Here is a 16262-nt window from a genome sequence, read left to right as displayed (position 1 = left end):
GGCATTGTTCTCGCGGGCAGATGTCCTCAGTGCGACCCCGGTTTCGTGGCGGATTTCTATCGCCCCCCTCCACGTCTGTCGCCGTGATGATCTTTGGCATCGCCGCGGTCAGCCATCTGCTTCCCGGATACGGCCGCCAACAAGGCAAGGCCCGCCGTCTCCGGCGGGCCTTCTCGTATCCTCAGCCCTTGGCCAGCTGGGTTTCCAGCTCGCCCAGCACACGGTAGCAGTCGAACACCTTCTGCACCGAACTGTTCGGCTCGCGCCCTTCGCGGATCGCGGCAATGAACTCGCGGTCCTGCAGCTCGATGCCGTTCATGCTGACGTCCACCTTGGAAACGTCGATCGGCTCTTCCTTGCCGTTCACCAGGTCGTCATAGCGCGCGATATAGGTCGCGGTATCGCCGATATAGCGGAAGAAGGTGCCCAGCGGCCCGTCGTTGTTGAATGACAGCGAAAGCGTGCAGATCGCGCCGCTCTCGCTCTTCAGCTGGATCGACATGTCCATGGCGATGCCCAGCTCGGGATGGATCGGCCCCTCGATGGCATTGGCCTTCACGATCCTGCCCGCCTGATAGGCGAACAGATCCACCGTGTGCGCGGCATGGTGCCACAGCAGGTGGTCGGTCCAGCTGCGCGGCTCGCCCTTGGCGTTGATGTTGCGGCGGCGGAAGAAGTACGTCTGCACGTCCATCTGCTGCACGTTGAATTCGCCCGCCTTGATGCGGTTGTGCACGAACTGGTGGCTCGGGTTGAAGCGGCGGGTGTGGCCCACCATGCAGACCTTGCCGGTCTCTTCCTGCACGCGCAGCACCTCCTGCGCATCGGCCCAGCTGTCGGCCAGCGGGATTTCCACCTGCACGTGCTTGCCCGCCTTCATGCAGGCGATCGCCTGTTCGGCGTGCATCTGCGTCGGCGTGCACAGGATCACCGCGTCCACGTCGTCGCGGGCCAGCGCGTCTTCCAGCTCGGTGGAGCTGTGCTTGGCGCCATACTTGGCGGCGACGGCGGCCGCCTGTTCACCGGTGCGGCTGATGATCGAAACGATCTCCACGCCGTCGATGTTCTTCAAACCATCAAGATGCTTTTCGCCGAACGCGCCGGCGCCGGCCAGGGCAATACGCATGAGATACTCCCGTTCTTCAATGCGGTGCCCTGCATGGACACCTCAATCGATACCTTCGAACTCCACCTGATACCGCTCGATCAGCCGTTGCATCGTCGCCCGGAAGCCAAGGAAGCAGGCGTCCACCCGGTTGAACGATTCAACGAACCCGGGCGCCGAAAGGACCAGCGTCTCCATCGGATAGGCCTCCTGATGCCGGGCGATCGCGGCGCGACACGCCTCGAACTCGGCCTTCAGGGTCCGCGCGTCCTCCCTGCTCATCCCCAGGTCGTGCTTCGCCAGCTTAACCATTTCCGTTATGCTCAGGCCCAGCTGGCGACGATACGAGGTGTAGCCCTCCTTCCAGTCTTCAGGCTGAACCTCGACGATGTTGCGCAGCTTCGAGGTAAGCCTGTCCATCTCCTGCAAGACAGCAACTATCAGATAATGCTGTGACATAACGCTCTCCATGTCGCCCGCCTTCGGGCGATGGGGGGATTTCCCCGCATGGAAGCCTCCGCCACAGACGTTTAGGAAACCCTACTCCGGCGCCAGTACAATGTGCCCGATCGCGGTGTTGCTGCACGGAATGTGATAGTGGCGATTCAATCTCTTAACCTTCCGACCCAGCGCACCGCGCATGATCAGCCACATCACCATCTCGATTCCCTCGCTGCCGGTCTCGCGCAAATACTCAATGTGCGGAATATGGCGCACATCGTCGTTGTCGGCCTCCAGCATGTCGAGGAACCTGTTGTCCCACTCGCGGTTCAGCAGCCCGGCGCGCGGTCCCTGCAGCTGGTGGCTCATGCCGCCGGTGCCCCAGATCTGCACGTTCAGGTCCTCGGGGAAGCTTTCCACCGCGCGGGCGATAGCCTCGCCCAGTGCCCAGCAGCGGTTGCCCGATGGCACGGGGTAGGTCACCACGTTCACCGCCAGCGGCACCACCTTGCACGGCCACTTCTCCGGCTGGCCGAACATCATCGAAAGCGGCACGGTCAGGCCGTGGTCCACGTCCATCTCGTTGATGATCGTCATGTCGAAATCGTCGAGGATCAGGCTCTGCGCGATATGCCAGGCAAGGTCGGCATGACCTTCCACGTCGGGCACCGGGCGTGGGCCCCAGCCTTCGTCGGCGCTCTTGTAGTGCTCGCCGCAGCCGATCGCGAAAGTCGGGATGATGTTCGCGTCAAAGGCCGATGCGTGGTCGTTGTAGACCAGGATCACCACGTCGGGCTTTTCGCGGGCTTCCCACTCGCGGGTCCACTCGTATCCCTTGAAGATCGGGCCGAAATAGTCGTCCTGCCACTTGCCCTGGTCAACAGCGACACCCAGCAGCGGAACATGGCTGGAGCCAACGCCAGCGGTAATGCGGGCCATGTCAGTAGCCTCCCTTGATCGAGCGGTTGCCTTGCGGAGAACGTCCCCCGTCCAGCATCATCTGGCGGTATTCCGGCCAGGTCATGTCGGTCATCGTGCTCACCGCCTCGGCAAAGGGCAGCCCGTCCGACGAGAACAGCTTGGAAAGGAAGTACACGTTCCCGCCCAGGTCCAGCAGGCGGTTGTAGTCGCGCGCCAGCAGCGCCTCCTTCGCCTCCTCGCTGATCTTCCATTCGTCCAGGTACGCGCGCTCGTCGGCCTTGAACCGCTCGCGGTTCTCCGGCTTCATCAGGCTCATGGCGAACTGGTTGATCCAGTACCCCTTGCGCGCGCGGGCGGCGGTATAGACCCGCGTGCCCGGGATATCCTCGAACTCGGCGAGGTACTCGTGGATGTTCTGCCGCGCCTTGTCGTTCACAGGCCCCTCTCCTTCAGCTTGGCGTCCAGCCGCGGGAACACGCGGCGCGCATTGCCCTCGAAGATCGCGTGGCGCTCGGCGTCGCTGATATCCAGCGCGTCGACATACCGCTTGGTGTCGTCGAAATAGAAGCCCGTCGTCGGGTCGATCCCGCGCACCGCGCCCACCATCTCGCTGCCGAACAGGATGTTCTTGTTCTCGATCACGTCGGCCAGCAGGTTGATGCCCGGCTGGTGATAGACGCAGGTGTCGAAGAACACGTTGTTCATCAGGTGCGTGTCCAGCCCCGGCTTCTTCAGCATGTCGGCCAGCCCGCGATAGCGCCCCCAGTGATAGGGCACCGCCCCGCCGCCGTGCGGGATGATGAAGCGCAGGGTCGGGAACCTGCTGAACAGGTCGCCTTCCAGCAGCTGCATGAACGCGATGGTGTCGGCCGCAATATAGTACCCGCCCGTCGCGTGCATCGCCGGGTTGCACGATCCTGAAACGTGGATCATCGCCGGCACGTCCAGCTCGCACATCTTCTCGTAGAACGGGAACCAGTACTCGTCCGTCAGCGGCGGATGCTTGAAGTGCCCGCCACCCGGATCGGGGTTCAGGTTGCAGCCGATGAAGCCCAGCTCGTTCACGCAGCGCTCCAGCTCGGCGATCGAGCTGGTCATGTCCGCTTCGGGTGATTGCGGCAGCATGCACACCCCGGCGAAGGTTTCGGGATAGAGCCCCACCACCCGCGCGATCAGGTCATTGCACACCTGCGCCCACTTCACCGCCACCGTCTGGTCACCCACATGCGGGGCCATGGCCGATGCGCGGGGCGAAAAGATCGTCATGTCCGCGCCGCGCTCCTTCAGCAGGCGCAGCTGGTTGCTCTCGATCGTCTCGCGGATCTCGTCGTCGGAGATTTCGGGGTACGGCGGGCACTCGGTCCCGGCCTTGAATGCGGCCTTCTGCTTCTCGCGCCACTCGTCGTGCGCCTTTGGCAGCACGGTGTAGTGGCCGTGGCAGTCGATGATCATGGTCATGCGACTTCAGTCCTCTCGGGGTTGAATGCGATCGTCTTGCCCGCCTGCTCGCGCTGGCGCTTCACCGTGCCGCTGGTCATCACCGGCTCCACGCCCAGCGATTCCAGCGTTTTGCAGCTCTCTTCCATCTCCGCCGCGCGCCGCAGCCCGTGGGTCGTCATGCGCTCCACGTTGTATTCCGCGCGGTCAAACCAGCTCTGCGCCTTCTCGCTGGCGTCCAGCGAGGCCAGCACCTCGTCCGCCACGCCCGCCCTGGTCGCCGCCAGCATCATCTCCGCGGTCAGCGCCTCGATGCCCTTGACCATCACCGAACGGATCATCTTGATCGCGCTGGCCCGGCCCACTTCGCCGCCCACCACGCGCACGTTGGCGAACCCCACCGAGCGCAGCGCCTGCGCCGCTTCCTCCGCCGCCGCGCCCGCCACCAGCAGCGGCACGTTCATCCGCGCCGGGTTCACCGGCGCCAGCACCGCCACGTCGATATAGCGCCCGCCAGCGGCCTCCACCGCCACGGCCGCCGCGCGCTTGGTATCGGGCGCCACCGAATTCATGTCGCACCACAGCGCGCCGGGCTTCAGCAGCGCGGCATAGTCCTGCGCCGCGGGCAGCGCCGAATCCGCCGTCACCAGCGACAGCACCAGGTCCGCGTCAGACAGCGCGCATTCCGCCGTGGCGCAGGCAACCACGCCTGCATCTTCCATCACCGCGCGCCGCGCCGGCACCACGTCAAAGGCCAGCGCGCCGGATTCCCAGCCGGCCGCCTTGGCGAAAGTCGATCCGGCCTCGCCGAAGCCGATCAGGGCAATGGTCAAATCTGGCGTGCTCTCCATGGCGCGTCGTCCTGCGGGCGCGCGCCGCCGCAAACAAATGCAATTCGCGCAAGGGGCATAAGTTTATGCAAAACCTTCTGCCGCCACTTCGTGCAGCAGCGCGACGAACGCGGCCTGTGGCGCGGTGGGCCGCCACCCTTCGCGCGTGGTGATCCCGATCCGCCGCAGCACCGGCGCGGGCGTGGGCATCGCCGCCAGCACGCCCGCCTGCAATTCCACCGCCAGCTGCGCCGGGCTCAGCAGCGTCAGCGCGTCCGATCCCAGCAGCAATTGCCGCACCGTCAGCACCGATCCGCACTCGATCCCCACCGCCGGCGGCTCGGTGCCCGCCGCGCGCATCATGTCCTCCCAGTATCGCCGCAGCGGCGTATCGCGCGCGGGCAGGATCCATGGGAATGCCGCCAGCGCCGCCCCGCCCGGCTTGCGCTCCTGCATCAGCGGGTGCCCCGCCCGCATCACCAGCTGCGGCCGGTCCTCGAACACCGCCTCCTGCCGCAGGTCGTCCAGTACCACCGCCTCACGCAGCGCGCCCAGCATCAGGTCGATCTCGCCATCGCGCAGCGGCCCGGCCAGTTCGGCATGGCTCCCCTCCACCACCGCAATCGCCACGCGCGGATGCGCCGCATGGAACCTCAATATCGTTTCGGGCAGCCATCGCGCGCGCGAAAGCGGCATCGCCCCCACCACCAGCCGTCCTGCCGCCTTGCCCTGCCACGCCGCCACTTCGGCCAGCCCGGCACGCAGTTCCGCCATCGCCAGGCCAAATCCGCGCGCCCGCCGCTCCCCCGCCGGGGTCAGCATGATCGAACGGCCCCGCTTGTCCACCAGCCGCTGGCCCAGCGCCACGCCCAGGTCCGCCACCGCGCGGTGCAGCGATGCTGCGGAAAGCCCGGTCGCCTCCGCCGCCCCGGCATAGGATCCCGCCCGCGCCAGCGCCAGGAACGCGCGCAACTGCGTGCCCGTCACGCGCGGACTGCCGATGTGCGCAATCGCCGCTTCGGCCCGTGGCGCCAGCAGCCGCGCCGGCTCGGTCGGCGCCATGCCCGCCGCCCCGCGTTCAAACAGCGTACAGCCCAGTTCCGCCTCCAGCCGCGCAATCGCCTGGGTCAGCGCCGGCTGCGTCAGGTTCACCGCCCGCGCCGCGCGGGTCACGCTGCCATGCTGCACTGTTGCGGCCAGCGCGGCAAAGTGCCGGATATTCACGACGGGTTCCTGCATCTTCGGGCGTTTAGCATTTCCTTATGACCCGTGCCAAACATTGCATTTGGCGCTCTGCCCCACCCGGCCCATGGAACCGCCACACGGATTTGCAGCAACGGGAGCCGCCAATGGGTATCGTCGTCCAGAACATCGAACGCGCCGATCCAGCGGTGATCGACGGCCTCGCCGCCTGCGGGGTGGCGACGGTGCACGAAGCGCAGGGCCGCACCGGCCTGCTCGCCTCCTACATGCGCCCGATCTATCACGGCGCGCGCATCGCCGGCTCGGCCGTCACCATCAGCGCGCCTCCGGGTGACAACTGGATGGTCCACGTCGCCATCGAACAGCTCAAGGCGGGCGATGTCCTCCTCCTCGCCCCAACTTCCCCATGCGAAGACGGCTACTTTGGCGATCTGCTCGCCACCAGCGCGCAGGCGCGCGGCTGCCGCGGCCTGATCATCGACGCCGGCGTGCGCGATGTGCGCGATCTCACCGAGATGCAGTTCCCCGTCTGGTCCAAGGCGATCTACGCGCAGGGCACGGTCAAGAACACGCTCGGCAGCGTCAACATCCCCGTCGTCTGCGCCAACGCGCTGGTGAACCCCGGCGACGTGATCGTGGCCGATGACGACGGCGTCTGCGTCGTTCCCCGCGCCAATGCCGAAATGGTGCTCAAGGCGGCGCAGGCCCGTGAAGCCAACGAAGGCGAAAAGCGCGAAAAGCTCGCTTCCGGCATCCTCGGCCTCGACATGTACAAGATGCGCGAACGGCTCGAAAAGGAAGGCCTCAAGTATGTGTAAGGCCCCCATCCTTCCTGCCCCCCTCCCGCTCGCGGGAGGGGTCGGGGGTGGGCTGACCATGCACCGCGCCCGCCATCTGCCCACCCCCAGCCCCTCCCGCAGGCGGGAGGGGAGCCGATGACCACCAACCTCTCCGCACCCTGCATGTGGATGCGCGGCGGCACCTCGAAGGGCGGCTATTTCCTCAAGTCCGATCTTCCGGCCGACACCGCCGAGCGCGATGCCTTCCTCCTCGCCGTGATGGGCAGCCCCGATCCGGTGCAGATCGACGGCATGGGCGGCGCCGATCCGCTGACCAGCAAGGTCGCGGTCGTCAGCAAATCGACCCGCGAAGGCATCGACGTGGATTACCTGTTCCTGCAGGTCTTCGTCGATCAGGCCATTGTCACCGATGCGCAGAACTGCGGCAATATCCTCGCCGGCATCGGCCCCTTCGCCATCGAACGCGGCCTCGTCGCACCCAGTGCGCAAGAAACCCGCGTCGCCATCTACATGGAAAACACAGGGCAGGTTGCCGTCGCCACGGTGCAGACGCCGGGTGGAAAGGTGACCTACACCGGAACCGCCGCCATCGATGGCGTGCCCGGCACCCACGCCCCGGTCCCGCTCGAATTCCGGGACACCGCCGGCTCCTCCTGCGGCGCGCTGCTGCCCACCGGCAACGCGGTCGATGTGGTCAATGGCGTCGCCGTCACCCTCATCGACAATGGCATGCCCTGCGTGGTGATGAATGCTGAAGACCTCGGGATCACCGGCTATGAAGACCGTGACTGGCTCGATAACGCCACGGACCTGAAAGCGAAGATCGAGGCGATCCGCCTGATCGTCGGCCCGATGATGAACCTGGGCGATGTGAAGGAAAAGTCAGTCCCCAAGATGATGCTCGTCGCCCCGCCCAGGAACGGCGGCGCGGTCACCGTGCGCAGCTTCATTCCCCATCGCGCCCACGCCACCATCGGCGTGCTGGGCGCGGTCAGCGTCGCCACCGCCTGCCTCATCCCCGGCTCCCCCGCCGCCGACGTGGCCTCCATCCCCGAAGGCACGCGCAAGACGCTTTCGGTCGAACACCCGACCGGGGAAATGAGCTGCGTGCTCGAAACCGACGAATCCGGCCAGGTCCGCACCGCCGCCCTCCTGCGCACCGCGCGCAAGCTGATGGACGGCGTTGTCTTTGGCTAGCTTGGCCCTCTCTCCTTCAGGGGAGAGGGTTGGGAGAGGGGCCAACATGCTTCGACAAGCTCAGCATGAGCGGGTTGAAGCAGAACCAGAACAAACTCCGCTCGTCCTGAGCTTGTCGAAGGACCACAGCGCAAACGGATGAACCAGATGACCGCCCAGAACGCAGACCGCATTCTCAGCTGGCACACCAGCCCGTCAAAGCCGCGCTACACCCCGCCCGCCGGCGCGGTGGACGCGCACTGCCACGTCTTCGGCCCGATGGCGCAGTTCCCCTTCAGCGCCAAGGCCAAGTATCTGCCGCAGGACGCCGGGCCGGACATGCTCTTCGCCCTGCGCGATTTCCTCGGCTTCGAAAAGAACGTGATCGTGCAGGCCAGCTGCCATGGGACTGACAACGCCGCCACGCTCGATGCCATCGCCAAATCCAACGGCAAGGCGCGCGGCGTCGCCGTGGTCGATCCGGCAATCTCCGAGGCCGATCTCCATGCCCTGCACGCAGGCGGCATCCGCGGCATCCGCTTCAACTTTTTGAAGCGCCTTGTTGACGATGCGCCCAAGGACAAGTTCCTCGAAGTGGCGCAGCGCCTGCCCAAGGGCTGGCACGTGGTGATCTATTTCGAGGCCGATATCCTTCAGGAACTGCGCCCCTTCATGGACGCCATCCCCGTCCCCCTCGTCATCGACCACATGGGCCGCCCCGATGTGCGGCAGGGGCCTGATGGCGCGGACATGAAGGCCTTTCGCGCCTTCCTGAACAGCCGTGACGACATCTGGTTCAAGGCCACCTGCCCCGATCGCCTCGATGCGATCAAGGAAGGCGGCGCGGGCGATCCGTGGAACGCCTTTGCCGATGCGGTCGCGCCCCTGGTCGCGGATTATCAGGACCGCGTGCTTTGGGGCACCGACTGGCCGCACCCCAACATGGACACCGAGATCCCTGACGACGGCCACCTCGTCGACATGATCCCCCGCATCGCCCCCACCGAAGAGCTGCAGCGCAAGCTGCTGATCGACAACCCCAACCGTCTCTACTGGGCCGATTGATGCGGAAAAAGGGCCGGACTTTTGCGGAAACTGGTCTGGCCCTTCCAATACCGATCCTGCCATAGCGCCACGATGCGCCAGTCCACCACCGAGCTCGCCTTTTCCACCTCCGGGCAGGGCCTTGTCGAAATCACGCGTGAAGTTGTGCGCTGGGTGGACGAACAGGGCATGGCCACCGGCCTGCTCACCGTGTTCTGCCGCCATACCTCGGCTTCGCTGACCTTCCAGGAAAACGCCGCGCCCGAGGTGCCGCGCGATATCGCCGCCTGGCTCGATCGCGTCGCGCCCGAAAGCAGCGGCTATGCCCATGATGACGAAGGGCCGGACGATATGCCCGCGCACCTCAAGTCGATCCTCACCGGGGTCAGCCTGTCGATCCCGGTCGTCGGCGGGCGACCGGCGCTGGGCACGTGGCAGGGCATCTGGCTGTGCGAGCACCGTGCCGCACCGCACCGGCGCAAGGTGGTTCTGCACCTGTTCGGAGAGTAGGTTTCAGCAGGCTTCAGCGGGCTCTCAACCGGTCTCAGTCGATCTCAACCCCCTCTCAGTCGTTCTCAACCCCCGGTCAATCTACGCCGATTCCGGTCAGTCGCGCTGGGCGAACCAGATCACGTGATGCGCGCCCTTGCCATTGCTGCGCGCCCGCACGCCCACTTCGGCCACCTGAAAACCGGCGTTTTTCAGGCGGTTGGTGAACGAGGGATCGCGCGCGGCAGACCACACCGCCAGGATTCCCCCCGGCCGCAGCGCATCCCACGCCGCCTTCAGCCCGCGCATCGCATAAAGCCGGTTGTTCCCCGGCCGGGTCAGGCCATCGGGGCCGTTGTCAACGTCCAGCAGGATGCCGTCGTACTGGTCGCGGGCCCTTGAAATCATCTCGAAAACATCGTCTTCCACCAGCCGCACGCGCGGATCGTCAAGGCAGCCGGCGGTGACCTCGGCCATGGCCCCGCGCGCCCAGTCGATGATCCCCGGCACCAGCTCCGCCACTGTCACCCGGCCAGAATCATCCAGCTCTTTCAACGCAGTACGCAGGGTGAAGCCCATGCCATAGCCACCCACCAGCAGGTGCGCGGCGCGGCCATGCTTGCCCAGCCGCTCGATCGTCATCCGCGCCAAGGCCTCTTCAGAACCGCTCATCCGCGTGTTCATCAGCTCATTATGGCCCATCACGATCATGAAGTCCGCGCCATGGCGGTAAAGCACCAGTTCCTCTCCGCCGGGGACATAGGCGGTGCCGATATATTCACGCTGGATCATGCCCAGCGCCTGACAGGAAAAGGGCGCGGAAGCAATGCTCCCGCGCCCTGAACCCGAACCCAGCGGTTCAATTGACGGCGAAGGCCAGCCCGCCATCGCCTTCGTCGACATGCACGGTGCTGCCATCGGGGATTTCCCCGGCCAGCAGCCTTTCCGCCAGCGGATCCTGCAGATACCGCTGCACCGCCCGCTTCAGCGGCCGCGCGCCATAGACCGGATCATAGCCCACCCGCCCCAGCCAGCGCTTGGCCGCATCGGTAAGTTCGATGGCGATCTTGCGGTCCTTCAGCAGGCGGCCCACGCGGCCCACCTGGATGTCCACGATCGGCGCCATGTGCGCCTGTCCCAGCCGGTGGAACAGGATGATCTCGTCAAGCCGGTTCAGGAATTCCGGGCGGAAGTGCGCGCGCACCACGTCCATCACCTGCGGCTCCACGCTTTCCACGTCCTGCCCTTCGTCAAGGTTGGCAAGGTACTGGCTGCCGAGGTTGCTGGTGAGGATGATCAGCGTGTTGGTGAAGTCCACCACCCGGCCCTGGCCATCGGTCAGCCGCCCATCGTCAAGCACCTGCAACAGCACGTTGAACACGTCCTGGTGCGCCTTTTCCACCTCGTCGAACAGCACGACCTGATAGGGCCTGCGCCGCACCGCTTCGGTCAGCACGCCGCCCTCGTCATAGCCGACATAGCCCGGAGGCGCGCCGATCAGCCGCGAAACGGCGTGCTTCTCCATGAACTCGCTCATGTCGATGCGCACCATCGCGTTGTCGTCGTCGAACAGGAAGCCCGCCAGCGCCTTGGTCAGCTCGGTCTTGCCCACGCCCGTGGGGCCCAGGAACAGGAAGCTGCCCAGCGGCCGGTTGGGATCCTGCAGCCCGGCACGCGCGCGGCGGACGGCCTTGGACACGGCCAGCACCGCGTCCTTCTGCCCGATCACGCGCTTGCCCAGCGCCTCTTCCATGTGCAGCAGCTTCTCGCGCTCGCCTTCCATCATCCGGTCCACGGGCACGCCGGTCCACTTGCTGACCACGGCGGCGATGTCGTCGGCGGTCACTTCCTCGCGCAGCAGGGCGTTTTCCGACGTCGCCTGCGCCTCGGCCAGCTTGCGCTCCAGCTCGGGGATGCGGCCATAGGCCAGCTCGCCCGCCTTGCCGAGATCACCCTGGCGCTGCGCCTGTTCCAGCTCCACGCGCGCGGCGTCGAGCTGTTCCTTGACCTTGCCTTCCGCCGCGATCTTGTCGCGCTCGTTCTGCCAGCGGGTGGTGAGTTCGGCCGACTGCTGCTCAAGGTTGGCCAGCTCCTCGCGCAGCGTGGCGAGCCGATCGCGCGAGGGCTGGTCGGTCTCCTTGGCCAGCGCCATCTCCTCGATCTTCATCTGGATGATGCGCCGGTCCAGCTTCTCGATCTCCTCGGGCTTGGACTCCACTTCCATGCGGATGCGGCTGGCGGCCTCGTCCATCAGGTCGATCGCCTTGTCCGGCAGGAAGCGGTCCGAGATGTAGCGGTTGGAAAGCGTCGCCGCCGCCACGATGGCGTTGTCGGCAATGCGCACGCCGTGGTGCACCTCATACTTTTCCTTGATCCCGCGCAGGATGCTGATCGTATCCTCCACGGTGGGTTCACCCACGAACACGGGCTGGAACCGCCGCTGCAGCGCGGGGTCCTTTTCCACGTACTTCTGGTATTCATCCAGCGTGGTGGCGCCGATGCAGTGCAGTTCGCCACGGGCCAGCGCGGGCTTGAGCAGGTTGGAGGCATCCATCGCGCCCTCGCCCTTGCCCGCCCCGATCAGGGTGTGCATCTCGTCGATGAACAGGATGATCTCGCCCTCGGCGCCCTTCACTTCATCGAGCACGGCCTTGAGCCGTTCCTCGAACTCGCCGCGATACTTGGCGCCCGCGATCAGCGCGCCCATGTCGAGCGCCATCAGGCGGCGATCCTTCAGCGAATCCGGCACGTCGCCATTGGCGATGCGCAGCGCCAGCCCTTCGGCAATCGCGGTCTTGCCCACGCCCGGTTCGCCGATCAGCGCCGGGTTGTTCTTGGTGCGGCGGGCAAGGATCTGCACGGTGCGGCGGATTTCCTCGTCACGGCCGATCACGGGATCAAGCTTGCCGTCACGCGCGGCCTCGGTCAGGTCACGCGCGTACTTCCTCATCGCGTCATAGGCGTTTTCCGCGCCGGCGCTGTCCGCCGTGCGGCCGCCGCGCAGGGCGACGATCGCCGCTTCCAGCACCTGGGGCGTAACATTGGCCGCTTTCAGCGCCTGCCCCGCAGTGGTGGTGGAGGCGAGCGCCAGCGCGACGAGGATGCGCTCCACGGTCACGAAGCTGTCGTTGCTCTTCGCCGCGATCTGCTCGGCCGAATCCAGCACGCGCACGGCATCGTTGTCCAGGCCCGGCGTCTGCTGCGCGCCGCTGCCCGAAACCGCCGGAATCTTCGCCAGCGCCTTGTCCACTTCGGCCTGCGCCAGCGCGGCATTGCCGCCCGCGCGGCCGATCAGCCCGCTGGCCATGCCCTCGCCATCTTCGAGCAGGGCCTTGAGGATGTGGTCCGGCGTGATCCGCTGGTGGTTCATGCGGATCGCCACGGTCTGCGCCGCCTGCAGGAAACCCTTGGCGCGGTCGGTGAATTTCTCGAGGTTCATGGCTGCTCGTGTCCTCCTACTTGGCCCAAAGGTAGTGTGGCTTTTCGGCAACACAAGGAGCTGGGTCAAATTTGTGGACGATGGCGGGCCGCCGCAACCCTATGCGTAGAATCCCCCTAAAGGTTAACTGGCGTCGCAGGGCGGAATTGCTAAACCCATGCCCAACGCCATCCTTCAAGGTTACCCTGATCGGAGCCCCATGCGCCGCTTCCTTTCCGCATCGCTGATCGCCCTTGCCGTTTCCGCCTGTGCCCACACGCCGACGCCGATGGCCGCCAGTGCGCCGCCCGCTCCCCCACCGCCCGCAGCCGCCGCGCCCGAGGTGAAGCCCGCGCCCGTGGCGGACCTCGTTGCGGCGGTGAACATTCCCTATGAACGCTTCACCCTGCCCAACGGGCTGACCGTTCTGGTCCACACCGACCGCAAGGCGCCGGTCGTGGCCGTCTCTGTGTGGTATGGCGTGGGATCGAAGCACGAACCGCGCGGCAAGACCGGGTTCGCCCATCTTTACGAACACCTGATGTTCTATGGCACCGACAACGTGCCGGGCGATTTCTTCAAGCCGCTGACCGCCGCGGGTGCGACCGACATGAACGGCACCACCTGGTTCGACCGCACCAATTATTACGAGACGGTGCCCACCGGCGCGCTGGACCGCGCGCTGATGATGGAAAGCGACCGCATGGGATACCTGCTGCGCTCGGTCACGCAGAAGCGGCTGGATGCGCAGCGCAGCGTGGTGCAGAACGAAAAGCGGCAGGGGGACAACAGCCCCTATGGCCTGACCGAGTACGAGCAGTTCGAGACGCTCTATCCCGAAGGCCATCCCTATCACCACAGCACGATCGGTTCGATGGCGGATCTCGACAGCGCCAGCCTGGCCGATGTGAAGGGCTGGTTCCGCGATCACTATGGCCCCAACAACGCGCTGCTGGTGCTGGCCGGCGATATCGACCGCGCCACGGCCGAGGCGAAGGTGGCCAAGTGGTTCGGCGCGATCCCGCCCGGCCCGAAGGTGCAGCCGGTGAGCGCACCGGTGCCCACCCTGCCCGCGCCGGTAGCCAAGACGATCAAGGACCGCGTGGCGACCACGCGCGTGCAGCGGATGTGGGCCATCCCCGGGCTGGACAACCCGGATTACCTGCCGCTGCAGATCGGCGGGCTGATCCTGGGTGGCCTTGCCAGTTCGCGGCTGGACGATGCGCTGGTGCGGCAGAAGCAGCTGGCCGTGGGCGTTTCCGCCGATGCGCAGGTGTTTGCGCAGGCGGGGCAGTTCATCGCGCAGGCGGACGTGAAGCCGGGGCAGGACGTGGGCGCGGTGAATGCCGCGCTGGATGCCGAAATCGCGCGGCTGGTGAACGAAGGGCCGACCACCGACGAACTGGAACGCGCCGCCACCCAGTATGCCAGCAACCAGATCCGCGCGCTGGAATCGGTGGGCGGCAACACCGGCAAGGCGCCCACGCTGGCCGAAGGGCTGCTGTATAACGGAGACCCGGAGCACTATCGCAAGGAGCTGGAAGCCGCAGCACGGATCACCCCCGCCGACGTGCAGCGCGCGCTGAAGGCCTGGCTGACGCGCCCGGCGTTCTCGCTGACGATCGAACCGGGCAACCGCACCGAAGGCGGCGAGAACCGCGGCGGTGACCCCGGCCTTGCCCCTTCGCGCGGGCCGGGGCCGGTGCCGGCGGTGAACGGCACGCTGGCGGCCAAGGCGGACCGCAGCGCGCTGCCCCCGGTGGGTGACGTGCCGGCGCTGGATTTCCCGGCGATCGAGCGGGCGACCCTGTCCAACGGGATGAAGGTCTATTTCGCGCGGCGCGATGCGGTGCCGGCGGTATCGGTGCGGCTGGCGTTCGATGCCGGCTTTGCCGCCGATCCCAAGTCTGCGCTGGGCACGCAGAGCCTGCTGCTTTCGCTGATGAACGAAGGGACCAGGGACCTCGATTCCTCCGCCTTCGCCCGCGCGCGGGAACGGCTGGGCGCGCGGATCACCGGCTTTGCCAGCGCAGACTGGACCGCGTTCCAGCTTGATGCGCTGACACCGAACCTCGCCCCGTCGCTGAATCTGCTGGCCGACTATGTGCGCAATCCCGCGCTCGATCCGGCGGAGCTTGAGCGCGTGCGCGGGCAGCAGCTGGCGGCGATCGATGCCGAGATGAACGATCCCGGCGCGGTGGCGGCCCGCGTGCTCTATCCCGTGGTCTATGGGCCGCAGCACCCCTATGGCATCGCGCCCACCGGCACCGGTGATCCGGCGGTGGTGAAGCGGCTGACGCGGGATGACCTGATCGCCTTCCACGCTGCATGGTTCCGCCCGGACAAGGCCAGCCTGTTCGTGGTGGGCAACACCACCCTGGCCGAAGCGACGCGCCTGCTGGAACGGAGCTTTGGCGACTGGAAGGCCCCGGCGATGCCTGCGCCCGCCAAGGATTTTTCGGTGCCGGTGCCCGCCGCCAGCCCCCGCATCATCCTGATCGACCGGCCCGCAGCGCCCCAATCGATGATCATCGCGGCTGAAACGGTGGCGGCCCGGGGCACCGACGATCTCGTCACGCTGCGTTCGGCCAACGATGTGCTGGGCGGCAATTTCCTCTCGCGGCTCAACACCAATATCCGCGAGACCAAGGGCTGGTCCTATGGCGTGTTCAGCCAGTTCAACGACCGCACCGGCCCGCTGATCTACCGCATCGATGCGCCGGTGCAGACCGACAAGACCGGCCCCGCCATCGCCGAGCTGCGCGGCGAGATCGAACGGTTCCTGAAGCCCGGCGGCGGGGTGAAGCCCGAGGAGCTGGCCTGGTCCACCGCCGGCAGCGCACGCGAGCTGCCCGGCATGTTCGAAACATCGGGCGCGGTGCTGGATGCGCTGGCCAAGATCGTCACCTACCAGCGGCCGGACGATTACTACGAGACCCTGCCCGCCCGCTACCGCACGATGACCACCGCCGAAATGGACGCCGCGCTGAAAAAGCTGGTCGACCCGGCGCGGCTGACCTGGATCGTGGTGGGCGACGCCGCCAAGGTGAAGCCGCAGCTGCAGGCGCTGGGCCTGCCGGTGGAAGTGCAGGACGTGGCGGGGCGGTGATGCTGAGGGGGCGCTCGTTTAGCAAGCCAAGCTGCTCACCGGAGCCTTAAGCGTTTCATCGGCTAGCTTGCGAGCAACCATTGAGCGCAATGGCAGCGTGGGTGCGGCTGCGCCTCTGGCCGCACTCTTGCACAAGATCGCCAATCAGCAGAGTTGCCAATAACCATAGCGGTTGCAAATTCAGTAGTATGCCCGCGTCCTCTGATCTACTGCAGTGCCAAACTAATTTCATGGGAAGTCAGTAGTGCCGGGAGGGAACCTCACTTCCAGACTGTTAGCCTGCCTGCTT

Annotated in this window: 14 protein-coding genes; 5 read left to right on the top strand and 9 right to left on the bottom strand. The window is 66.3% G+C overall.

Features of this window, described 5'->3' with window-relative positions:
- Positions 1-181 precede the first annotated feature (181 nt).
- From POM99_RS15230 to ligR, 7 genes are all read right to left on the bottom strand, one after another.
- Positions 182-1126, bottom strand: coding sequence for a Gfo/Idh/MocA family oxidoreductase (locus POM99_RS15230; RefSeq protein WP_277279326.1), 945 nt, complete (start codon positions 1124-1126; stop codon positions 182-184).
- Positions 1127-1168: 42 nt separating this feature from the next.
- A complete protein-coding gene (locus POM99_RS15225; protein WP_277279325.1) occupies positions 1169-1525 on the bottom strand; it encodes a hypothetical protein in 357 nt (118 codons plus the stop codon).
- 120 nt (positions 1526-1645) lie between these two features.
- Positions 1646-2485 (bottom strand): class III extradiol dioxygenase subunit beta, encoded by an 840-nt coding sequence (locus POM99_RS15220; RefSeq protein WP_277279324.1) that lies wholly within the window; start codon positions 2483-2485, stop codon positions 1646-1648.
- Between the two features lies 1 nt (position 2486).
- Entirely contained in the window at positions 2487-2903 is a 417-nt protein-coding gene (ligA, locus tag POM99_RS15215; protein WP_277279323.1) for a protocatechuate 4,5-dioxygenase subunit alpha, read from the bottom strand.
- Entirely contained in the window at positions 2900-3925 is a 1026-nt protein-coding gene (locus tag POM99_RS15210) for an amidohydrolase family protein (protein WP_277279322.1), read from the bottom strand. Before POM99_RS15210 ends, ligA begins: the two co-directional genes overlap by 4 nt.
- Entirely contained in the window at positions 3922-4755 is an 834-nt protein-coding gene (locus tag POM99_RS15205) for an NAD(P)-dependent oxidoreductase (RefSeq protein ID WP_277279321.1), read from the bottom strand. The genes POM99_RS15210 and POM99_RS15205 overlap by 4 nt, the downstream gene beginning before the upstream one ends.
- 63 nt (positions 4756-4818) lie before the next feature.
- The gene (gene ligR, locus POM99_RS15200; RefSeq protein WP_277279319.1) at positions 4819-5973 is read right to left on the bottom strand and encodes an aromatic metabolism transcription factor LigR; all 1155 of its coding nucleotides are present in this window, start codon (positions 5971-5973) and stop codon (positions 4819-4821) included.
- 110 nt (positions 5974-6083) lie between these two features.
- On the opposite strand from ligR, the gene ligK reads away from it, so the two are divergent.
- The 4 genes from ligK (at position 6084) to POM99_RS15180 (ending at position 9467) form a co-directional block, all read left to right on the top strand.
- Positions 6084-6755, top strand: coding sequence for a 4-carboxy-4-hydroxy-2-oxoadipate aldolase/oxaloacetate decarboxylase (gene ligK, locus POM99_RS15195; RefSeq protein WP_277279317.1), 672 nt, complete (start codon positions 6084-6086; stop codon positions 6753-6755).
- 117 nt (positions 6756-6872) lie between these two features.
- Entirely contained in the window at positions 6873-7934 is a 1062-nt protein-coding gene (locus POM99_RS15190) for a 4-oxalomesaconate tautomerase (protein ID WP_277279316.1), read from the top strand.
- A gap of 147 nt (positions 7935-8081) precedes the next feature.
- Positions 8082-8978: an amidohydrolase family protein gene (locus tag POM99_RS15185; protein ID WP_277279314.1), complete on the top strand. Its 897-nt coding sequence runs from the start codon at positions 8082-8084 to the stop codon at positions 8976-8978.
- 72 nt (positions 8979-9050) lie between these two features.
- A complete protein-coding gene (locus POM99_RS15180; protein ID WP_277279313.1) occupies positions 9051-9467 on the top strand; it encodes a secondary thiamine-phosphate synthase enzyme YjbQ in 417 nt (138 codons plus the stop codon).
- Between the two features lie 96 nt (positions 9468-9563).
- On the opposite strand, the gene POM99_RS15175 is transcribed toward POM99_RS15180, so the two are convergent.
- Together POM99_RS15175 and clpB are read right to left on the bottom strand one after the other, a co-directional pair.
- A complete protein-coding gene (locus tag POM99_RS15175; RefSeq protein ID WP_277279311.1) occupies positions 9564-10238 on the bottom strand; it encodes a spermine/spermidine synthase domain-containing protein in 675 nt (224 codons plus the stop codon).
- Between the two features lie 67 nt (positions 10239-10305).
- The gene (clpB, locus tag POM99_RS15170) at positions 10306-12885 is read right to left on the bottom strand and encodes an ATP-dependent chaperone ClpB (protein ID WP_277279309.1); all 2580 of its coding nucleotides are present in this window, start codon (positions 12883-12885) and stop codon (positions 10306-10308) included.
- Between the two features lie 199 nt (positions 12886-13084).
- Between clpB and POM99_RS15165 the strand changes: the two genes are divergently transcribed.
- Positions 13085-15973 (top strand): M16 family metallopeptidase, encoded by a 2889-nt coding sequence (locus POM99_RS15165; RefSeq protein WP_438823020.1) that lies wholly within the window; start codon positions 13085-13087, stop codon positions 15971-15973.
- Positions 15974-16262: the final 289 nt, after the last annotated feature.

Source organism: Novosphingobium cyanobacteriorum (assembly GCF_029436685.1).
GTDB classification, from domain to species: domain Bacteria; phylum Pseudomonadota; class Alphaproteobacteria; order Sphingomonadales; family Sphingomonadaceae; genus Novosphingobium; species Novosphingobium cyanobacteriorum.
The sequence above is the reverse complement of the archived record's forward strand: the minus strand, read 5'-3'. Positions and strand labels throughout refer to the sequence as shown.